The sequence below is a fragment of the Micromonospora mangrovicola genome (assembly GCF_047200535.1).
Taxonomy (GTDB): Bacteria; Actinomycetota; Actinomycetes; order Mycobacteriales; family Micromonosporaceae; genus Micromonospora.
Map to the genome: position 1 here is coordinate 1 of NZ_JBJZOG010000063.1, position 20858 is coordinate 20858.

Annotated in this window: 20 protein-coding genes and 1 pseudogene; 14 read left to right on the forward strand and 7 right to left on the reverse strand. The window is 73.4% G+C overall.

The genetic code is table 11. The features are described from left to right. Positions 1-589: pseudogene (locus ACL02O_RS22690) on the forward strand (carboxypeptidase regulatory-like domain-containing protein); the annotation flags it as partial. Between the two features lie 119 nt (positions 590-708). On the opposite strand, the gene ACL02O_RS22695 reads toward ACL02O_RS22690, so the two are convergent. From ACL02O_RS22695 to purS, 4 genes are all read right to left on the reverse strand, one after another. Further along, entirely contained in the window at positions 709-1458 is a 750-nt protein-coding gene (locus ACL02O_RS22695) for a 2-phosphosulfolactate phosphatase (RefSeq protein WP_412820169.1), read from the reverse strand. Positions 1459-1468: 10 nt separating this feature from the next. Continuing rightward, positions 1469-4171 carry a phosphoribosylformylglycinamidine synthase subunit PurL gene (gene purL, locus ACL02O_RS22700; RefSeq protein ID WP_412820143.1) on the reverse strand — a complete coding sequence of 901 codons (2703 nt, stop codon included), beginning with the start codon at positions 4169-4171 and terminating at the stop codon, positions 1469-1471. A 127-nt stretch (positions 4172-4298) separates the two neighbouring features. Then, positions 4299-4982, reverse strand: a complete 684-nt coding sequence (gene purQ, locus ACL02O_RS22705; protein WP_412820144.1) for a phosphoribosylformylglycinamidine synthase subunit PurQ — start codon at positions 4980-4982, stop codon at positions 4299-4301. Next, positions 4979-5242 (reverse strand): phosphoribosylformylglycinamidine synthase subunit PurS, encoded by a 264-nt coding sequence (purS, locus tag ACL02O_RS22710; protein WP_412820145.1) that lies wholly within the window; start codon positions 5240-5242, stop codon positions 4979-4981. Before purS ends, purQ begins: the two co-directional genes overlap by 4 nt. Before the next feature lie 439 nt (positions 5243-5681). Here purS and ACL02O_RS22715 point away from each other — a divergent pair, with 439 nt between their 5' ends. After that, entirely contained in the window at positions 5682-6260 is a 579-nt protein-coding gene (locus ACL02O_RS22715; RefSeq protein ID WP_412820146.1) for a YbjQ family protein, read from the forward strand. Positions 6261-6369: 109 nt separating this feature from the next. Here ACL02O_RS22715 and purB read toward each other — a convergent pair whose 3' ends face one another. Next, positions 6370-7794, reverse strand: coding sequence for an adenylosuccinate lyase (gene purB / locus ACL02O_RS22720; protein ID WP_412820147.1), 1425 nt, complete (start codon positions 7792-7794; stop codon positions 6370-6372). A gap of 140 nt (positions 7795-7934) precedes the next feature. On the opposite strand from purB, the gene ACL02O_RS22725 reads away from it, so the two are divergent. Next, positions 7935-8189 (forward strand): hypothetical protein, encoded by a 255-nt coding sequence (locus ACL02O_RS22725; protein WP_412820148.1) that lies wholly within the window; start codon positions 7935-7937, stop codon positions 8187-8189. After that, the gene (locus ACL02O_RS22730; protein WP_412820149.1) at positions 8186-8533 is read left to right on the forward strand and encodes a type II toxin-antitoxin system PemK/MazF family toxin; all 348 of its coding nucleotides are present in this window, start codon (positions 8186-8188) and stop codon (positions 8531-8533) included. The genes ACL02O_RS22725 and ACL02O_RS22730 overlap by 4 nt, the downstream gene beginning before the upstream one ends. A gap of 29 nt (positions 8534-8562) precedes the next feature. Here the strand turns inward: ACL02O_RS22730 and ACL02O_RS22735 are convergent, their stop codons facing one another. Next, complete coding sequence (locus tag ACL02O_RS22735; RefSeq protein WP_412820150.1) at positions 8563-9855, reverse strand: acetyl-CoA C-acetyltransferase; 1293 nt, start codon at positions 9853-9855, stop codon at positions 8563-8565. Positions 9856-9909: 54 nt separating this feature from the next. Here ACL02O_RS22735 and ACL02O_RS22740 point away from each other — a divergent pair, with 54 nt between their 5' ends. From ACL02O_RS22740 to ACL02O_RS22770, 7 genes are all read left to right on the forward strand, one after another. After that, positions 9910-11268, forward strand: coding sequence for a 3-oxoacyl-ACP reductase (locus tag ACL02O_RS22740; protein WP_412820151.1), 1359 nt, complete (start codon positions 9910-9912; stop codon positions 11266-11268). 305 nt (positions 11269-11573) lie between these two features. Then, a complete protein-coding gene (locus ACL02O_RS22745; RefSeq protein ID WP_412820170.1) occupies positions 11574-12422 on the forward strand; it encodes a MaoC/PaaZ C-terminal domain-containing protein in 849 nt (282 codons plus the stop codon). An 80-nt stretch (positions 12423-12502) separates the two neighbouring features. Further along, positions 12503-13255 (forward strand): NUDIX hydrolase, encoded by a 753-nt coding sequence (locus ACL02O_RS22750; RefSeq protein ID WP_412820152.1) that lies wholly within the window; start codon positions 12503-12505, stop codon positions 13253-13255. Beyond that, positions 13252-13425: a hypothetical protein gene (locus ACL02O_RS22755; protein ID WP_412820153.1), complete on the forward strand. Its 174-nt coding sequence runs from the start codon at positions 13252-13254 to the stop codon at positions 13423-13425. Before ACL02O_RS22750 ends, ACL02O_RS22755 begins: the two co-directional genes overlap by 4 nt. Positions 13426-13435: 10 nt before the next feature. Continuing rightward, positions 13436-14395, forward strand: a complete 960-nt coding sequence (locus ACL02O_RS22760) for a hypothetical protein (RefSeq protein ID WP_412820154.1) — start codon at positions 13436-13438, stop codon at positions 14393-14395. Continuing rightward, on the forward strand, positions 14392-15642 hold the full coding sequence (locus tag ACL02O_RS22765) for an adenylosuccinate synthetase (protein ID WP_412820155.1): 1251 nt from the start codon (positions 14392-14394) through the stop codon (positions 15640-15642). The genes ACL02O_RS22760 and ACL02O_RS22765 overlap by 4 nt, the downstream gene beginning before the upstream one ends. A 24-nt stretch (positions 15643-15666) precedes the next feature. After that, on the forward strand, positions 15667-16290 hold the full coding sequence (locus tag ACL02O_RS22770) for a DedA family protein (protein WP_412820156.1): 624 nt from the start codon (positions 15667-15669) through the stop codon (positions 16288-16290). Positions 16291-16415: 125 nt separating this feature from the next. Here ACL02O_RS22770 and ACL02O_RS22775 read toward each other — a convergent pair whose 3' ends face one another. After that, the gene (locus ACL02O_RS22775) at positions 16416-17054 is read right to left on the reverse strand and encodes a TetR/AcrR family transcriptional regulator (protein WP_412820157.1); all 639 of its coding nucleotides are present in this window, start codon (positions 17052-17054) and stop codon (positions 16416-16418) included. A 78-nt stretch (positions 17055-17132) separates the two neighbouring features. Here ACL02O_RS22775 and ACL02O_RS22780 point away from each other — a divergent pair, with 78 nt between their 5' ends. The 3 genes from ACL02O_RS22780 (at position 17133) to ACL02O_RS22790 (ending at position 20578) form a co-directional block, all read left to right on the forward strand. Next, positions 17133-17585, forward strand: coding sequence for an SCP2 sterol-binding domain-containing protein (locus ACL02O_RS22780; protein WP_412820158.1), 453 nt, complete (start codon positions 17133-17135; stop codon positions 17583-17585). 2 nt (positions 17586-17587) lie between these two features. After that, positions 17588-18802 (forward strand): acyl-CoA dehydrogenase family protein, encoded by a 1215-nt coding sequence (locus ACL02O_RS22785; protein ID WP_412820159.1) that lies wholly within the window; start codon positions 17588-17590, stop codon positions 18800-18802. A 210-nt stretch (positions 18803-19012) separates the two neighbouring features. Then, positions 19013-20578: an AMP-binding protein gene (locus tag ACL02O_RS22790; protein ID WP_412820160.1), complete on the forward strand. Its 1566-nt coding sequence runs from the start codon at positions 19013-19015 to the stop codon at positions 20576-20578. Positions 20579-20858: the final 280 nt, after the last annotated feature.

The window sequence follows — 20858 nt, forward strand, 5'->3', positions numbered from 1 at the left end:
GCCCGCTTCGGGTGGCGGCTACGGGAGCCGGGACTACGGTGGCGGCTACGGCGGCGAGCGGTACGACGAGCCGACCGGCCGCTACACCGGCGACAGCACCCAGTACGCCCCACCGGCCGACCCGTACCCGACCAGCACCTACCAGCCGGACCAGGGGGCGGGCTACGGCCAGCAGGACCCGGGTCACTACGGCCGCGGCCCGGAGCCCGACAAGGGCTACGGCGCGGACAACGGCTACGGGGCGGGCGGCTACGGCGCCCAGGGCGGCTACGACAGCGGCTCGGGCCGCGGTGGTTACGACAACGGCTCCCCGGGCGGCTACGACAGCGGTCAGCGGTCGGGCTACGACGGCTACGACCAGCGCGGCGGTTACGGCGGCGACGGCTACGGTCAGGCCCCGCAGGGTGGCTACGGCCAGCAGGGCGGCTACGGCCAGGAGCCCCCGCAGCAGCGGGGCGGCGGTTACGACAACCACGGCTACGACAACCACGGCTACGAGCAGGGCGGCCACTACGGTGACCCGGCCCAGGCCGGCCGGGGTCGCGCGGAGGAGCGCGGCGGGCGCCGGCTGGACTGGCTGGACGACTGACCGCCGGGCGCGACGCCCCGAGACAACGCGAGTAGTGGCCGCCCGGATGATCCGGGCGGCCACTTCGTTCTGCGTGGGCGTTCCGGCGGGCAGCGCGGCCCGCGGGCGGATGGACTGGATCAGGCAGCGGCGAAGTAGCCCTGGCGGAGCACCGGCACGACCTCGGAGACGCCGACCTGGACCGCGACCGCCACGTCCTCCGCGAAGCCACCCTCGGTCAACTCGCGGCCGGAGACGCAGCCCCGGACGGCGGCGGGTACGTCCGGCGTGCTGGCCAGCGCCGCGAGCGCCATCGCCGCCTCGACGGACAGCCCGCCCGGTACGCCGGCGAGGGCGTCCAGCACGCTGGCCGCCCCCAGCTGGTCCTCCACGCAGGGCCGCAACGAGCCGTCCGGCCAGCGCTCCCCGGCGGCCACCACGCCCACGGGTGCGGCGGTCGAGCCGTACCCCTCGGCGCGCAGCCAACGCCCGACGGCGCGGGCGTTACGCAGGCAGGCCGCGACCACCGGCACGCCGGTGGCGCTCGCGGCAGCGCTGATCGCCGAACCGTTCGGCGAGGGCAGCACCAGGTCGTCGACGACCGGCGCGGTACGCAACGCCGCCGGCGAGAGCGACCACGGGTGTTCCGGGGTCATCTGCCGGCGACCGACCGCGGCCACGGCACCCACCCGGCGGGCGTACTCGGCCGCCTGCTCTCCCCAGGGGAAGGGGTGCACCCGCATGCCACGGCCGGCCGCAACCTCGACGGCGGTGGTGAACGAGAGCACGTCCACCACCACCAGGGCCGCGCAGACCCGGCCGAGCTCCGCCGCCCCGGCCAGCCCCCAGTCGAACCGGGCGCCGGAACCGGGCTGGGCGTACACGGCCAAGGCCAGGGCCTCAGCGCTGATCGGGCGCGGCGGGCTGGTCCGGGTCACCGGGAGCCGTCGTGGACCCGTCCGGTCCGTCCTCGGCCGGGGCGGGGGCCGCCTCGGCAGCGTCCGCCGTCGGGTCCGCGACCGCCTCCGGGGCGTCCGCGGTTTCCGGACCGGCCTCGGTGGCGTCCACCTCGACCGGCTGCCCGTCCTCACCGGCTGCACCGGCCCGGGCGATCGGCTCGGCGGCCACCGCGTCGACGTCGACGTCCACCGGCTGCTCGGCGGTGGCCGGCAGGACGGTGGCGGTCCCGGTACGGGTCGCCTCCACCGCCACCTGGGCCGCCTCCTCGCCGCCGAACAGGCGCGGCAGGGTCGCGGTGTGCGCGGCACGCAGCTCGTCGAGGCCGATCCGGAACTGGCCGCGCACCTCCAGGGCGCCGCCGGCCGGGTCGGTGACCCCGATGAACTCCCACGGCACCCCGCGCTCGGCGCAGAGGGCGGTGAACGCCTTCTCGTGCCCGCGCGGCACCGAGACGAGCGCGCGGCCGGCGGACTCGCTGAACAGGAACACGAACGGCATCGAACCGTCGGCGAAGTGTTCCGGCAGCGCGACCTGGGCACCGACCCCACGCCGCAGGCAGGACTCGACCAGGCTCTGCGCGAGGCCGCCGTCGGAGAGGTCGTGCGCGGAGCTGAGGTGGCCCACCCGGGCCGCCTCGGCCAGCAGGTCGGCGAGCTGCCGCTCCCGGGCCAGGTCGACCTGCGGCGGGATGCCGCCGAGGTGCTCGTGGGTGACCCAGGCCCACTCCGAGCCGGAGAGCTCGACGTGCGTCTCGCCCAGCAGGAAGAGCTGGTCGTGGTCGCCACCCGGGCGCGGCATGAAGCCCATCGGCACCCGCTCGGCGACGTTGTCCAGCATGCCCAGCACGCCGACCACCGGGGTCGGGTGGATGGCCGCCGCGCCGGTCTGGTTGTAGAAGCTGACGTTGCCGCCGGTGACCGGGATGCCCAGCTCCAGGCAGCCGTCCGCCAGGCCGCGGACGGCCTCGGCGAACTGCCACATCACGCCCGGGTCCTCCGGCGAGCCGAAGTTGAGGCAGTTGGTCACCGCGATCGGCTTCGCGCCGGTCACCGCCACGTTCCGGTACGCCTCGGCCAGCGCAAGCTTCGTCCCGTGGTACGGATCGAGGCGCGCGTACCGGCCGTTGCCGTCGACGGAGAGGGCGACACCGAGGCCGGTCCGCTCGTCGATCCGGACCACGCCGGAGTCCTCCGGCTGGGCGAGCACGGTGTTGCCGAGCACGTACCGGTCGTACTGCTCGGTGACCCAGGTCTTGTCGGCCAGGTTCGGCGACGCGATCATCCGCAGCACGGTCTCCCGGAGCGTCTCCGGCGTGACCGGCCGGGGCAGCGTCTCGGCCCGGTCGGCCTGGAGCAGGATGAGGTCGGCCGGCTCGCGCATCGGGCGGGCGTACACCGGCCCGTCGTCGACCAGGGAGCCCGGCGGCACGTCGACCACCATCCGGTCACGCCAGGTGATCAGCAGGCGGCCCGGCTGGCCGTCCGGGGCCGGCGGGGTGACCTCACCGATCGCGGTGGCGAGCACGCCCCACTTGTCGGCGGTCTTGAGCACCGCCTCCAGCTTGTCCGGGGCGACGACCAGCAGCATCCGCTCCTGGGACTCGCTGGCCAGGATCTCCTGCGGCTCCATCGAGGGCTCGCGCAGCGGCACCCGCTCCAGCCACACCCGCATGCCGGTGCCGGCGGCCGCGGCGGTCTCGGTGAGCGCGCAGGTCAGGCCGGCGCCACCGAGGTCCTGGATGCCGACGACCAGCTCGGCGTCGTACAGCTCGAGGCATGCCTCGATCAGCAGCTTCTCGGTGAACGGGTCGCCCACCTGGACCGACGGACGGCGCTGCTCGCTGCTCTCGTCGAAGGTGGCGCTGGCCAGCACCGACACGCCGCCGATGCCGTCGCGGCCGGTCTTGGCGCCCATCAGCACCACGACGTTGCCGGGGCCGGCGGCCTCCTTCTTCTGCAGCCGGTCGACCGGCAGCACGCCGAGGCAGAGCGCGTTGACCAGAGGGTTGCCCTGATAGCAGGGGTCGAAGACGACCTCGCCGCCGATGTTCGGCAGGCCAAGGCAGTTGCCGTAGCCGCCGACGCCGGCCACCACGCCGGGGAGCACCCGGGCGGTGTCCGGGTGGTCGGCCGCGCCGAAGCGCAGCGGGTCCATCACCGCGACCGGGCGGGCGCCCATGGCGAGGATGTCCCGGACGATGCCGCCGACGCCGGTCGCCGCGCCCTGGTAAGGCTCCACGAAGCTCGGGTGGTTGTGCGACTCGACCTTGAAGGTCACCGCCAGCTCGTCGGAGACCCGGACCACGCCGGCGTTCTCACCGATGCCGGCGAGCAGCCGGTCGCTCGGCGGTGCCTTCTCGCCGAACTGGCGCAGGTGCACCTTGCTCGACTTGTAGGAGCAGTGCTCGCTCCACATGATCGAGTACATGGCCAGCTCGGCCTGGGTGGGCCGGCGGCCGAGGATGTGCCGGATCCGGTCGTACTCGTCGTCGCGGAGGCCCAGCTCCGCGTACGGCTGGAGCTCGTCCGGGGTGTCGACGGCCTGGGGGACGGTGTCCACGCCGTGTGCCCAGTCGTCGGCCGGGCCGGCCTGCGGCCCGACGGGCGGGGTCTCCCGCAGGGCCGCGTCCGGATGGGTGGTCATGACCTCTCCTCGCTGCGCTCGCCGCCGTGGCGGCGGGTGAGCCGACCGGTGATCCCGCCGCGCGCGGTCGCCGGACCACTCTTCGTTCGCGACTGGGGCGCTCGCAGCCCGGGCTCGCTCCTCGCGGTCACGCCGGCGCCCCCACCAGGTGCTTGAGCACCGAGGTGAAGAAGCCCAGACCGTCCAGGGAGGGGCCGGTGAGCGCCTCCACCGCGTGCTCGGGATGCGGCATGATGCCGACCACGTTGCCGGCCTCGTTGGTGATCGCGGCGATGTCGCGCTGCGAACCGTTGGGGTTGCCGCCGAGGTAGCGGGCGACGACCCGGCCCTCGGCCTCCAGCCGGTCCAGGGTCGCGGGGTCGGCGACGTAGCAGCCCTCGCCGTTCTTGACCGGGATCAGCACCTCCTGGCCCGGCTGGAACACGTTGGTCCAGGCGGTGCCGACGGCCTCGATGCGCAGGATCTGGTCCCGGTTGCGGAAGTGCAGGTGCTGGTTGCGGGTGAGCGCGCCGGGGAGCAGGTGGGCCTCGCAGAGGATCTGGAAGCCGTTGCAGATGCCGAGCACCGGGAGACCGCCCCGGGCGGCGTCCACGATCGTCTCCATCACCGGGGCGAACCGCGCGATGGCGCCGCACCGCAGGTAGTCACCGTAGGAGAAACCGCCGGGCAGGACGACGGCGTCCACCCCGTGCAGCTCCGGGTCACCGTGCCAGAGCCGGACCGGCTCGGCGCCGGCGATCCGCACGGCCCGCGCCGCGTCCCCGTCGTCGAGCGACCCGGGGAAGGTCACCACACCGACCCGGGCGGTCACGGGTGCGCGTCCACGGTCTCGTCGGCCTCGACCAGGTGGACGGTGAAGTCCTCGATGACCGGGTTGGCGAGCAGTTTGTCGGCGATCTCCCGGGCCCGGTCCAGGTCCGGTTCGCCGGTGAACTCGATCTCGATCCGCCTGCCGATCCGGACCGAGGCGACGTCACTGACGCCGAGCCGGGGCAGCGCGTTTGCGACGGCCTGGCCCTGCGGATCGAGGATCTCGGGCTTGAGCATGACGTCGACGACGACGCGAGGCACGGGGCACTCCTGACTGTGTACGCAGTTGGGTGCCGGCCCACTACGGGCGAGCGCAGCCAGCCTACCTGGCAGATACCGCCTGGCCCGCACCGGCCGGGGCCAGTTCAGGCAGTGATCGGCGTAACCGGCCGGCAGGGCGGAACGCCGATGCGGGTTCGTTGCGACCTCGATACGAATTCGTTGTACCGGTTCCCGCCCGGGCGGCGCGGACAACCCGCTGAACAGGCACTTTCTCTCGTTCGAGGTGGACCTGGGACTGGTTTCCGACAGACCGGCCGGACGCCGGCGGGAGCAGGCACCGGGATCGGTCGATCCCGATGGGGATCTGGCGACGGAACGCCGGCACCCCTCGCCGCCTCATCTTCGGGCGTCGATGTTTCCATCGGGTGCAACCGGGCCCGGACCACCTCGGTGGCCGGTGTCCGACGGTTAGGACCACGTGCGGCGCGGATGGCCCGGGGACACCCCGACCGTCCGCGCCGCGCCGTTTTGCAGCATCCGATCAGGTGAACACGGCTCGCGAACCGGCCGCCGACGGGCTGACAGCATCGGAACTGTGCTGGTCGTGACGACGGATCAACTGCCCGGCTACGAGATCCGCCAGATCCTCGGCGAAGTTGTCTCCTCGATGGCGAGGACCCGGAACCCGTACCGCGAGGGAGTCAAGAACCTCCGCGGTGGCGCCTACGACCCGCTGGCACCGGACAACCTCACCCGGTGGCGCACCGACTCGGTGGCCCGCCTCGGCGAGGAGGCGCGGCGACTCGGCGCGAACGCGGTGATCGGCATGCGTTTCGACAGCCGGGACTGCGGTGAGATGTGGATGGAGATCTGCGCGTACGGCACAGCCGTCATCGCGGTACCCAAGATGCCGGACGTCATGCCGCCCGACCAGCCCATGGTGGCGGCCGACACGGCCCACGAGCCGGAGATCGCCGAGGCCCCCGGCGGCATCGCCGAACCGGCGAGCGCCCCCAACCTAGCCTCGGCCGCCGAAACCCCCACCCGCGACTCCTGATCCACCCACCCCATCCGCTCGTGTTGATCAAGGGGTTTACGTCATTGAGGAGATCAACCCGGACGCAAACCCCTTGATCAACACGACCAGGGGGGGTGGGGGGTGGGGGTTAGAGGATGGGGGGTGGGGAGTAGGCGGCGGCGTCGGGGTGGGTTTCGACGATCTTGGCGATGCGGGCGGTGACCCGGTCGACCTGGGCTCCCGCGGCGCCGACGAAGGCGTTGCGGTCGGCGACCAGAGCGTCGATCTCGGCGCGGGTCAGGCCGAGGCGGCCGTCCGCGGCGAGGCGGTCGAAGAGGTCGTTCTCGGTTGCGCCCTTCTCCCGCATGGCCAGCGCCACCGCGACCGCGTGCTCCTTGATCACCTCGTGCGCCACCTCCCGGCCGACTCCGCGCCGGACCGCCGCCACCAGGATCTTGGTGGTGGCCAGGAACGGCAGGAAGCGCTCCAGCTCCCGGTTGATCACCGCCGGGTACGGGCCGAACTCGTCCAGCACCGTGAGGAAGGTCTGGAACAGCCCGTCCGCGGCGAAGAACGCGTCGGGCAGGGCGACCCGCCGGACCACCGAGCAGGAGACGTCCCCCTCGTTCCACTGGTCGCCGGCCAGTTCGCCGACCATCGAGAGGTAACCTCGGATGATCACCGCGAAGCCGTTCACCCGCTCCGACGAGCGGGTGTTCATCTTGTGCGGCATCGCGCTGGAGCCCACCTGGCCGGGCTTGAAGCCCTCGGTGACCAACTCCTGGCCGACCATCAGCCGGATCGTGGTGGCCAGCGACGACGGCGCGGCGGCCACCTGGGCCAGCGCGGAGAGCACGTCGAAGTCCAGCGAGCGCGGGTAGACCTGGCCGACGCTGTCCAGCACCCGGCTGAATCCGAGGTGCTCGGCCACCCGGCGCTCCAGCTCGGCCACCTTGTCGGCGTCACCGTCGAACAGGTCGAGCTGATCGGCGGCGGTGCCGACCGGCCCCTTGATGCCGCGCAGCGGGTAGCGGTCGATCAGGTCCGCCAGCCGCTCGTACGCGATCAGCAGTTCCTCGGCGGCCGAGGCGAACCGCTTGCCCAGCGTGGTGGCCTGCGCGGCGACGTTGTGCGACCGGCCGGTCATCACCAGGCCGGCGTACTCGTGGGCGTGCCAGGCGAGCCGGACCAGGGTGGCCACCACCCGGTCCCGGATCAGTTCCAGCGAGGCGCGGATCTGCAGCTGCTCGACGTTCTCGGTGAGGTCCCGGGAGGTCATCCCCTTGTGCACGTGCTCGTGCCCGGCGAGCGCGCTGAACTCCTCGATCCGGGCCTTCACGTCGTGCCGGGTGACCCGCTCCCGGGCCGCGATCGAGGTCAGGTCGACGTCGTCGACGACCCGCTCGTACGCCTCGACCACCCCGTCCGGCACCGGCACGCCGAGGTCCCGCTGGGCCTTCAGCACGGCGAGCCAGAGCCGCCGCTCCATCCGTACCTTCTCCTCCGGGGACCAGAGGGCGACCAGCTCGGGCGAGGCGTACCGGTTGGCGAGCACGTTCGGGATCGTCGTCACGGCCCTCATTCTCCGGTACGCCCTGACCAGGGTTCTGGTCGGGCCACGATGGCTCCGCAGGAGGGACCGGGCGGACCCGGGCGCTCACGCGATCTGGCGGATGGCATCCGCCGCGTAAACGCAGCCGTATACTCAGGCGTATGACGACGATGATGCGGGTGAGTCCGGAGACCCGCGAGCAGGTGCTCCGGGTCGCCCACGAGGACTACGGCGGAGTCAGCGCGGACGAGGCCGTCAAGCGGCTCCTCCAGGAGCACTGGCAGGCCAAGGCCGTCGCGGCGATGGACCACTACCGCGCCGTCGACCGGGAAGGCTGGACGGAATACCTCGTCGAGGCCGACGGCTGGCACCGCGCGGACGCCACGGTCGCCGACCCGTGGGACGAGGAGGCGTGACCCGACAGGTCCGACCCTGGGAGGTCTGGTGGCTCGACTTCGACCCGACATCCGGTCATGAGCAGCGGGGCCACCGTCCCGCCCTGGTGGTGTCCTCCGCGTTCCACCTGGCCCTCACCGGGAGCGCACTGGCCAGCGTCCTGCCGTTGACCACCCGGGAGCGTCCCGGGTGGCTGCACCGCCTCCGGATCGACCTCCCCGGCCAGCGAGGCGGCTGGGCGATCACCGAGCAGATTCGTACGGTCTCCACCGGCCGGTTCACCGGACGGGGGCCGATCCACCGGCTGACCCCGGAGCAGGTCACCCAGGTACGCGACGTCCTCCGCCAGATGATCGACGTCTGATTGACGCAGGGGTCGTGCGTTGCGCCGGGTCAGCGCTCCAGGATCGCGGTCACGCCCTGCCCACCGGCGGCGCAGATGGAGATGAGACCCCGCCCGCTCCCCTTCCGGTCGAGGAGCTTGGCCAGGGTGGCCACGATCCGCCCACCGGTGGCGGCGAACGGGTGCCCGGCGGCCAGCGAGGAGCCGTTGACGTTGAGCCGCTCCCGGTCGATCGAGCCGAGCGGGGCGTCCAGGCCCAGCCGCTCCTTGCAGAAGTCCGGCGACTCCCAGGCGGCCAGGGTGGCCAGCACCTGTGAGGCGAACGCCTCGTGGATCTCGTAGTAGTCGAAGTCCTGAAGGCTCAGGCCGGCCCGGGCCAGCATTCGGGGCACCGCGTAGGCGGGGGCCATCAGCAGCCCCTCGTCGCCGTGCACGAAGTCGACCGCGGCGGTCTCGGACCAGGAGAACCAGGCCAGCACCGGCAGGTTGTGCTTTCGGGCCCACTCCTCGCTGGCCAGCAGCACCGTGGACGCGCCGTCGGTGAGCGGGGAGGAGTTGCCGGCGGTCATGGTGGCCCGCTCGGCGTCCGGCCCCTTGGCGCCGAACACCGGCTTGAGCGAGCCGAGCTTCTCCAGGCTGGTGTCCGGCCGGAGAATCTGGTCGCGGGTCAGCCCCAGGTAGGGGGTCATCAGGTCGTCGAAGAACCCCTTGTCGTACGCGGCGGCGAGCCGCTGGTGCGAGCGGAGCGCCAGCTCGTCCTGGGCCTGCCGGTCGACGTTCCAGAGCAGCGCCGTCCGTGCGGCGTGCTCCCCCATGGACAGTCCGGTGCGCGGCTCCGCGTTGCGCGGGATCTCCGGCCTGAACGGCTGGTGCGGGCGGAGCTTCGCGGCGACCTTCAGCCGCTCGCCGAGGGTCCGGGCGGAGTTGAGCTGGAGCAGGGTGCGGCGCAGGTCCTCGTTGATGGCCAGCGGCGCGTCCGAGGTGGTGTCCACGCCACCGGCGATGCCGACCTCGATCTGCCCGAGGGCGATCTTGTTGGCGACCAGGATGGCGGCCTCCAGGCCGGTGCCGCAGGCCTGCTGGATGTCGTACGCCGGGGTGTGCGGGTCGAGGCGGGAGCCGAGCACCACCTCGCGGGTGAGGTTGAAGTCCCGGGAGTGCTTGAGCACCGCGCCGGCGACCACCTCGCCGACCCGCTGCTCGGCCAGGCCGAACCGGGCGACCAGCCCGTCCAGGGCCGCGCCGAGCATGTCGGCGTTGGACGCGTGCGCGTAGCGCGAGTTGGACCGGGCGAAGGGGATGCGGTTGCCGCCGATGACCGCGACCCGCCGGACACTCTGCACGATCGGCCTCCTCTGAGCTGTTGCCCGAACCCTACTCGCCAGTAGGCTACGCCTATGACCGACAGGTACGCGAGCTTCGTCCAGACGGGGGCCGGTCGGGCGCTGGTCAAGCGCCTCGGGCTGCCCGACCCGCCCCGACTGCGCCGGCACACGCCGGGCGATCCGCTCGTTCCCGGGCCGGTCCTGCTCGGCGCCGCGACCGGCGGCCGGCTCGCCGAGCAGGTCACCAAGATGCTGACCTTCGCCGGGGTCGAGCTGCGCGACCCGGTCGCCGCCACCGACGCCACGGCACGCTACGCCGGCCTGGTGTACGACGCCACCGGCATCACCGACTCCACCGGGCTGCGCCAGCTCTACGACTTCTTCCACCCGCACGCCCGTTCCCTGACCCCGAGCGGCCGGGTGATCGTGCTGGGCACCCCGCCCGCGGAGTGTGGTTCGCCCCGAGAGGCGACCGCCCAGCGGGCCCTGGAGGGGCTCACCCGCAGCGTCGGCAAGGAGTTCGGCCGGGGCGTCACCGCCCAGCTGGTGTACGTGGCGAAGGACGGCGACGCCGGCACCCCGGTCAGCCTGGAGGCCACCCTGCGCTTCCTGTTGTCCGGCCGCTCCGCGTACGTCTCCGGTCAGGTGATCCACGTCGGCACCGGCACCGCCACCGCGCCGGCCGACTGGGACCGGCCGCTGGACGGGCAGGTCGTGCTGGTCACCGGCGCGGCCCGGGGCATCGGCGCGGCCCTGGCGAAGGTGCTCGCCCGGGACGGCGCCAAGGTCGTGGCGCTGGACGTCCCGGCCGCCGGGGACGCGCTGGCCGAGGTGGCCAACGAGATCGGTGGCAGCGCGGTGCAGCTCGACCTGACCGCGCCGGACGCCCCGACCCGGCTGGCCGAGCACCTGGCGAGCCGGCACGGCCGGGTCGACGTGGTGGTGCACAACGCCGGCATCACCCGGGACCGGACCCTCGGCCGGATGGACGCGGACCGCTGGGACCAGGTCATCGACGTGAACCTGTCCAGCCAGGAGCGGATCAACGACGTGCTGCTGGAACGCGACCTGATCCCGGCCGGCGGCCGGATCGTCTCGGTCTCCTCGATCGCCGGCATCGCCGGCAACCGGGGCCAGACCAACTACGCGACCAGCAAGGCCGGCGTGATCGGCCTGGTCGACTCGCTCGCCCCGGTGCTGCGGGAGCGGGGCATCAGCCTCAACGCGGTCGCGCCCGGGTTCATCGAGACCCGGCTGACCGCGCGGATCCCGCTGATGATCCGAGAGGCGGGCCGGCGGATGAACAGCATGGCCCAGGGCGGCCTGCCGGTGGACGTGGCGGAGACGATCGGCTGGCTGGCCTGGCCGGCGACCGGCGCGGTCAGCGGCAACATCGTCCGGGTCTGCGGCCAGAGCCTGCTGGGGGCGTGATGGTGCGGCGCAAGCGGCGGTCGGAGGAGCCGGCCGAGGAACTGTCCGTGCACGAGCTGATCGAGGGGCCGACGCAGGACCTCACCGCGGCCCGGAACGCCCTGACCGCACGCGGCGGCCCGGAGCCGTCGCGCACTCCGGCGACGGAGCCTCCCCATCTCTCCGCCGAGGCGACCCAGGACCTGTCCGCGCTGGCGGGCGACCTGACCCACGACCTCTCCGCTGCGGCTGCGGCGGCCGCGTCGAGCCGGTCGGCGGCCACGCCGAACGCGGCCGGGCCAGCCGGACCGGAGGGGCGGGTCCGGATCGACCTGCCCCGGCTGCCGGCGGCCGGCGCGCTCTACCGGCGCGCCCTGCTCGGCGCGCTGCCCGGGACGGGCCGCCGGCGCGGCCGGGACGTGCCCGAGGTGGAGCTGGGCGTCACCGGCGTGACGGTGGACCGGGCCCACCTGGCCGACTACGACCGGGTCTGCGGGTTCCGGCTGGCCGACCGGCTGCCGGCGACCTACCTGCACGTGCTGGGTTTCCCGCTGTCGCTGCGGCTGATGACCGCGCCGGAGTTCCCCATCCCGCTGACCGGGGTGGTGCACGTGGCGAACCGGATCACCGTGCACCGGCCGGTCGAGGCCGGCGAGACGCTGGACTTCCGCACGTACGCCGGGAACCTGCGCCCGCACGAGCGGGGTCGGCAGCTCGACGTGGTGCTGGTCGGCTCGATCGACGGCGAGGAGGTCTGGCGGGGCGTCTCGACGTACCTCGGGAAGGACCGGAAGGCGGGCGGCGGCCCGCGGCGCGACCGGGGTGACCGCCCGGCCCCGCCGGCCTCGTCGGCGCACTGGCGGGTGACGCCGCGGGTCGGCACCGACTACGCCCGGGTCTCCGGTGACCACAACCCGATCCACACCTCGAAGCTGGGGGCACGGCTGTTCGGCTTTCCGCGCCCGATCGCGCACGGCATGTGGAGCAAGGCGCGGTGCCTGGCCGCGCTGGAGAGCCGGCTGCCGGAGGCGTACACGGTGGACGTCTCGTTCAAACTGCCGGTGCCGCTGCCGTCCACGGTGGCCTTCGGCGCCACCACCGCCGGCACGGGCTGGGACTTCGCCCTGCACGGCGCACGGGACGGACGGCCGCACCTGGTGGGCACCGTCCGCTGAGGAGAGAGGGGCTTGGCGTTCCCGCTCTCGTGCGCTAAGTTGTTCTCAGGTTGAGTTGTTCTCAGAGTGAGAGAGACGACGTGAACGAGCAGGACTTCCTCGCCGCGTACGACCCGCGGGACTACCCGGCGGTCGCGGTCACCGTCGACGTGGTGGCGCTCACCATCCGCGAGGGCGCGCTGCATCTCCTGCTGATCCGCCGAGGCGCGCCGCCGTACGAGGGGCACTGGGCGCTGCCCGGCGGCTTCGTCCGCCCCGACGAGGACCTGGCCGGCGGCGCCCGCCGCGAGCTGTCCGAGGAGGCCGGGCTCGGCGGCGAGCGGCTGCGCCGGGTGCACCTGGAACAGCTCGGCAGCTACGGCGCACCGGACCGGGACCCCCGGATGCGGGTCGTCTCGGTCGCGCACCTGGCCTTCGCCCCCGACCTGCCCGACCCGGCCGCCGGCACCGACGCCGACGAGGCGGTCTGGCTGCCGGTGACCGCGCTGACCAGCCGGCAGCTCGCCTTCGACCACGCCCGGATCATCGACGACGGCCTGGAGCGGGCCCGCTCGAAGCTGGAGTACACGCCGCTGGCCACCCGGTTCCTCGCGCCCGAGTTCACCGTCACCGAGCTGCGCGAGGTCTACGAGACGGTCTGGGGGCACCCGCTGCACGCCGGGAACTTCCACCGCAAGGTGCTGTCCGTGCCGGGGTTCGTGGAGAGCACCGGCGCCAGCACCGAGCGCGGCGGGGCGCGCGGCGGCCCCCGGGCCAAGCTCTACCGGGCCGGCGACGCCCGGCTGCTGCACCCGGCGCTGCTGCGCCCAGCCCGGGAGGAGACGGTGCGGTGAGGACCGAGGAGGCGAACCGGCTCGCCGCCCGCTGCATGACCTGGCCGACTGCCGACCCCGCACCGCACGAGCGGCGCGCCCGCACGGCCGACCCCGGCGCCCGGCCCGACGAGGCGCCGGCGCGGCCGTACGGGCCGCGTACCGACCAGCCGTTCATCCTCAACCTTTAGGGAGGCTGCCATGGGCAGCGGGATCTGGTCCACCGACGTGTACCGCGCCGCCGACCGCTACCGCCGGGCCACCGGCGCGAGCGCCTTCTCCTACAGCGACAGCGGGGCGCGGACCGTGCACCCCGCACTGGATCCGCGCGGAGCGGTCCGGGAGAGCCGGGACTCCGCCGAGCACCCGCAGTCGACCCCCATCGCCGTGCTCTTCGACGTGACCGGCTCGATGGGCCACGTGCCCCGGGTTCTCCAGACCAAGCTGCCGCAGCTGCTCGGCCTGCTGCTGCGGCAGGGATACGCCCGCGATCCGCAGATCATGTTCGGCGCGATCGGGGACGCCACCTGCGACCGGGTGCCGTTGCAGATCGGCCAGTTCGAGTCGGACAACCGGATGGACGACGACCTCGGCCGGATCGTGCTGGAGGGCGGCGGGGGCGGCCAGATGACCGAGTCGTACGAGCTGGCCATGTACTTCATGGCCTGGCACACGGTCACCGACTGCTGGGAGCAGCGGGGCCGGCGCGGCTACCTGTTCATCATCGGCGACGAGCTGGCGTACCCGCGGGTGAAGGCCCGCGAGGTGGCCCGGCTGATCGGCGACGAGCTGGTCGAGGACGTGTCGCTGCGGCGGATCGTGGACGAGGTGACCTCGCGCTGGGACACCTACCACCTGCTCCCGGCCGGCAGCGCCTACGCCGGCAACCGGACGGTGCTGGACTTCTGGCGTGGCCTGCTCGGGCAGAACGCCGTCGAGCTGGACGACCTGGACGCGGTCTGCGAGACCATCGCGCTCACCGTCGGCCTCGGCGAGCAGGTGATCGACCTCAGCGACGGGCTGGGCGACCTGGCCCGGACCGGCTCGACGGCCACCCGCACCGTGTGGCGGGCGCTGGCGCGGCTGGGCGGCGGCCGGCGGGCCCAGCGGACCTCGCCGCCGCTGCCCCGCAACACGCGCTGGGGAGCGACCCGGCTGTGAACCACGTGATGGTGGTCGACCTCGGATTCGGCGACGCCGGCAAGGGCACCGTCGTGGACTGGCTCTGCGCGAGCCGGCCGGTGCACACGGTGGTCCGGTTCAACGGGGGCGCGCAGGCGGCGCACAACGTCGCGCTGCGCGACGGACGGCACCACACGTTCGCGCAGTTCGGCTCGGGAACCTTCCGCCCCGGGGTCCGGACGCACCTGTCGCGGCACGTGGTGGTGGACCCGCTGGCGCTGGCCGCCGAGGCCGACCACCTCACGTCGGTGGGAGTGCCCGACGCGCTGGACCGGCTGACCGTGGACGGCGAGGCGCTGCTGGCCACGCCCTATCACCGGGCCGCGAACCGGGCGCGGGAGATCGCCCGGGGAGCCGACCGGCACGGCTCCTGCGGGCTGGGGGTGGGCGAGGCGGTGGCGTACGGCCTCGCCCACCCCGACGAGGCGCCCCGGGTGGCCGACTGCCGCCGCCCGGCGCTGCTGCGCCGCCGGCTCGCCGCGCTGCGGGACCGGCTCACCGCCGAGCTGGGCCCGCTGGACGCCCCGCCGGTCGAGGACTGCCTGCCCGCGTACGCCGCTTTCGCGCAGCGGGTGGGCATCGTCGACCGGGCGTACCTGGCCGGGGTGCTGCGCGCCGGGACCTGCGTCTTCGAGGGGGCGCAGGGGGTGCTGCTCGACGAGTGGCACGGCTTCCACCCGTACACGACGTGGAGCACCACCACCTTCGCCAACGCCGAGACGCTGCTCGCCGAGGCGGGCCTGGCCGGCACCGCGCAGCGGCTCGGGGTGCTGCGGGTGACCACCACCCGGCACGGCCCGGGGCCGCTGGTCACCGAGGATCCGACGCTGCCGTTCACCGACCCGCACAACCCGAGCAACCCCTGGCAGGGCCGGTTCCGGTTCGGTCACTTCGACGCGGTCGCCCACCGGTACGCCCTCGCCGTCGCCGGCGGGGTGGACGGGCTGGCGCTGACCCACGTCGACCTGGCCGGCCCCGGGCTGCGGATCTGCCGTCGCTACGACATTCTCGACCGGCTGGTCACCGGCCCGGCCGGCGACCTGGACCGGCAGGCCGCGCTCACCGCCCGGCTGCTGGCGGCCCGCCCGGTGTACGCCGACCCGCCCGCCGACTGGCCCGCGGCGGTGGCCGCGGAGCTGGGCGTACCGGTGGTGCTCAGCTCGCACGGGCCGACCGCCGAGCAGAAGCTGGCCGCCTTCGCCGGTGCCGTTTCCGCCCCCCGCTGACACCCCACCGTCGAGCATGAGGGCATGGGGGACGTGCTCGACCTGCTGCACCACACGGTGACCTCGCCGTGGGTCTACCTGGTGATCATCGCGGTCACCGCGGTCGACGCGTTCTTCCCGGCGATCCCGGGCGAGACCGTGGTGATCACCGCTGCGGTCTTCGCGGCCGGCGGGGAGCCGAACCTGGTCGCGGTGATCGTGACGGCCGCGCTCGGGGCGCTGGCCGGCGACCACCTCTCGTACGCGATCGGGCGCGGCGGCGGTGCGCACCGGCTGGCCCGGCTGCCCGCCGACAGCCGGCGGCGGGCCGGCTCCGAGTGGGCCCGCCGGGCGGTCGACCGGCGCGGTGGGATGATCCTGACCACCGCCCGGTACGTCCCCGGCGGCCGGACCGCGGTCACCCTGACCATGGGCGCGGTCCGCTACCCGGTGCGCTGCTTCCTGATGTACGACGGGCTCGCCTGCGGCACCTGGGCGACCTACTGCGGGCTGCTCGGCTACTTCGGCGGGCTGGCCTTCGAGCGGGACCCGGTCCGGGGTCTGCTCGTCGGCGTCGGGCTCTCCCTGGCGGCCACCGGGCTGTTCGAGGTGGCCCGCTGGGCCCGCCGCCGCGCTCGCACCCGCGCCGCGGTCCGCCAGCCGCGGTGACGGCGGACCCGCCTGCCGCCGCGACCCGTTGCTCAACTCAAGATGCGGCAACCCGCGGCTTTCCGGGCCTCGGACCGCCCACGTCGCCGAGATCCGGGTGGAGCGCCGCGGTTCCGGGCGGTGACTCAGTCGGCCGGCGGGTGCCAGGCGACACCGCGCAGCAGCTGGTCGGCGCCGAGCCAGGCGACGTTCATCATCCGGGTGGCGGTCTTCTCCGGGTCGGCCTCGGGATGGTCGGCGAGCCAGTCGGCCAGTGACTCGGTCGCCCCGACCAGGGCGTACGCGACCACCTCCAGGTCGGTGGCGCCGACCTCGCGGCCCTTTGCCCGCAGCGCGTGGTCGAGCATGCCGGCGACCACCTCGACCAGCCGTTCGCGCATGGTGGCCAGTTCGCCGGCGAACGGCTGGGAGCCGCGGGCCTGCCGGTAGAGCACCGCCCAGCCGTCCCGGTGCGCGCCGACGAAACCAAAGAAGGCGCGCAGCCCGCGCCAGAGTCGCTCGTCGGCGGGCAGATCGGGGGCCGCCGCCCCGGCGATGGCCTCCATCATCCGGGTGCCTTCCCGGTGCAGGCAGGCGACGAAGAGCTCCTCCTTCGTCCCCAGGTAGGCGTAGACCATCGGTTTGGAGATGCCGGCGTCGTCGGCGATCTCGTCCATGCTGGCCGCGTGGAAGCCCCGGCGGGAGAAGACCTTGACCGCCGCGTCGAGCATCTGCTGCTCGCGGACGGCCCGGGGCAGGCGCTTGAAGGTGGGTGTGCCGGACACCCTTGCGAGCATACCTACTCGTGCGTAAGGTTACGCGAGAGTAACCAAAGTCGGCCCGCTCCGAGAGGTGCATCCCCCATGACTGGCTTCGACCCGGCCAACTTCGCGAACGTCGGCCCCAAGGAGTTCGCGCAGCTGGTGAAGTCCACCCCCGACGACAAGATCGCCGAGATCATGTCGGGCGACCTGCGCGGCAAGGTGCTGAGCGAGGTCTTCAACCGGATGCCGGCGCTGTTCCGCGCCGACCGCGCCGGCTCCACCAACGCGGTCATCCACTGGAACATCACCGGTCGCCCGGACGGCGGCACCGACACCTACGAGATCGTCATCGAGAACGGCACCTGCACCGTCTCGGAGACCCCGACCCGGGACCCGAAACTGAGCCTCACCATGGGTCCGGTCGAGTTCCTGAAGATCGTCTCCGGTGGCGCCAACCCGGTCATGATGTTCATGACCGGCAAGCTCAAGGCCAAGGGCGACCTGGGCCTGGCCGCCAACATCGCCAACCTGTTCGACATCCCCAAGGCCTGACCGTGGCCGAGTTCTCGCTCGACCTGAACGAGGAACAGCGGGACCTTCGCGACTGGGTGCACGGCTTCGCCGCCGAGGTCGTGCGCCCGGCCGCAGCCGAGTGGGACGCCCGCGAGGAGACCCCCTGGCCGATCATCCAGGAGGCGGCGAAGGTCGGCCTCTACGGCTTCGAGTTCCTCGCCACCTGCTGGGCCGACCCCACCGGCCTCTCCCTCCCGATCGCCAGCGAAGAACTCTTCTGGGGTGACGCCGGCATCGGTCTCAGCATCTTCGGCACCTCCCTCGCGGTCGCCGCCATCTACGGCGCCGGCACGCCGGACCAGCTCGTCGAATGGGTTCCGCAGTGCTTCGGCGACGTCGACGAGCCGGCCGTGGCGGCGTTCTGCACCACCGAGCCGGAGGCCGGCTCGGACGTCGGCTCGATGCGGACCCGCGCGGTCTACGACGAGGCCACCGACGAGTGGGTGCTCAACGGCCAGAAGGCGTACGCCACCAACGGCGGGATCGCCGGGGTGCACGTGGTCACCGCCTCGGTCGAGCCCGAACTGGGCTCGCGCGGGCAGGCGGCGTTCGTCGTACCGCCCGGCACGCCGGGGCTCAGCGCCACCCGCAAGCTCCGCAAGCTCGGGCTGCGCGCGTCCCACACCGCCGACGTCTTCCTCGACGACGTACGGGTGCCGGGACGCTGCCTGCTCGGCGGCAGGGATGCCCTGGACGAGCGGCTCGCCCGGGCCCGGTCCGGGCAGCGCGCCTCCGGCCAGGCGGCGATGCGCACCTTCGAACTGTCCCGCCCGACCGTCGGCGCCCAGGCGCTCGGCGTCGCCCGCGCCGCCTACGAGTACGCCCTCGATTACGCGAAGGACCGGGTGCAGTTCGGGCGACCGATCATCGAGAACCAGGCGGTCGCGTTCGCGCTCGCCGACATGAAGATGGAGATCGACGCGGCCCGGCTGCTGGTCTGGCGCGCCTCCTGGATGGGCCGCAACAACCGGCCGTTCAGTGCGGGCGAGGGTTCGATGTCCAAGCTCAAGGCCGGCGAGGTGGCCGTCTCGGTCACCGACCGGGCGGTCCAGCTGCTCGGCGGCGCCGGCTTCCTGCGCGACCACCCGGTCGAACGCTGGTACCGGGACGCCAAGATCTACACCATCTTCGAAGGAACCTCCGAGATCCAGCGGCTGGTCATCTCCCGGGCCATCTCCGGGATGCAGATCCGCTGATCGCCGGCGGACCCCGACCCGACCCGCGACGACACCCGCCGTGCCGGGCGAGTACGCCGTCGCGGGTCGGGCCGCCGGTCCCTCCGCACCGGCCGCAGGAGTCCTGCCGGCCCGACGTGTCCGCAGGTTGGACGAATGATCACGCCGACTGGGCTGCCCAGCGGCACGGGTGCATGATCGGGAGAAACTCTCGCGAAGGAGGGCCGCGGCTTGGACCTGCCGTTCATCGTCGCCACGCTGACCCGACGCGGACTGCTCACCCCAGGCCGCCCGATCCGGGTCGCCTCCCAACTGAACGCGCTGCGCCGATGGGGCTGGAGCCTCGCCGGTGAACTGCGCCAGGCCGCCGCGCGCGACCCGGGACGTACCGCCGTCGTCGACGAGCAGGGCGCCACGCTGACCTACCAGCAGCTGCTCGACCGGTCGGAGCGGCTGGCCCGGTCGATGCGGGCCGGGCTCGGCGTGCAGTCCGGCGACCGCATCGGCGTGCTCTGCCGCAACCACCACGGACTCATCGAGGCGGTCGTGGCGGCGATGCTGCTCGGCGCGGACGCCGTACTGGTCAACACCGGGCTCTCCGCGGCCCAGCTCGCCACCGTGGCCGAGGAGCAGCGGCTCCGGGTGCTGGTGCACGACGCCGAATTCGCCGAGCGGCTGCTCGGCTTCCCCGCCGACGTGCACCGCGTCGACGAGCGCCGCCAGGAACAGCTGATCGCCGGCGCGCTCCCCGGGGAGCAGCTCCAGCCGCCGGACCGGGACGGCCGGACCATCGTGCTCACCTCCGGCACCACCGGCGCGCCGAAGGGGGCCCGGCGCCCCACCCCGAACGGCTTCGGTCCGCTGGTGTCCATCATCGACCGCATCCCGCTGCACGTACGGGACACCGTGCTGATCGCCGCGCCGATCTTCCACACCTGGGGGTACGCCGCGCTCCAGGTGGCGTTCGCGCTGCGCGCCACCGTCGTGCTGCACCGCCGGTTCGACCCGGCCGCCACGCTCGCCGCCCTGACCGACCGGTCCTGTGACGCGCTGTTCGCCGTGCCGGTGATGCTGCAACGGCTGATGGAGGCGCCGGCACCGGAGCGGCGTCCACCGCTGAAAGTGGTGGCGGTCAGCGGCTCCGCCCTCCCCGGCGGGCTCGCCACCGCGTTCATGGACCGCTACGGCGACGTCGTCTACAACCTCTACGGCTCGACCGAGGTCTCCTGGGCGTCCATCGCCGGCCCGGCCGACCTGCGGCAGGCGGCCACGACCGCCGGCCGCCCGCCGCACGGTACGCGGCTGGAGATCCTCGACGACGCCGGCCAGCCGGTCCCGAGCGGGCAGGTCGGGCGGATCTTCGTGGGCAACGAGATGCTCTTCGAGGGCTACACCTCCGGCGCCGCCCGGGAGCGTCACGACGGCCTCCTCGACACCGGCGACCTCGGCCGGGTCGACGCCGACGGCCTGCTCTTCGTCGACGGGCGGGCCGACGACATGATCGTCTCCGGCGGGGAGAACGTCTTCCCCTCCGAGGTGGAGGACCTCATCGCCCGGCTCCCGCAGGTACGCGAGGTCGCCGTGATCGGTGTCCCCGACGCGGACTACGGCCAGCGGCTGGCCGCGTTCCTCGCCCTGCACCCCGGCGAGCAGCTCGACCCGGAGGCGGTACGCGAGTACGTCCGCCACTATCTGGCCCGCTTCTCGGTGCCCCGGGACGTGATCTTCGTGAAGTACCTGCCCCGCAACGCCACCGGCAAGGTGCTCAGCCGCGAGCTGCGCCGCTACTACGGCTGACCGGGCCGGGGCGCGCGGTGGACGCCCCGGCGAGCGTCACGGGTAGAGGGTCAGCCCGGGCGACATGGCCACGGCGGCAAGCTGGTCCAGGGTGAGCAGCGGCGCGTCGGCCTGGTGAGGCGGTCCGCGGTGCCGTCGGTGCGGTGTGCCAGTCGCCGCAGAGCAGGTACGCCGTCCGGCGCAGCGGATCCAGCCGCGCCGCGACGTACTCGCGGTAACCCTCGATGTCGGCAGGCAATCCCGCCACCTCCTCACCTCACCTCACCGATCAAACGGAGGT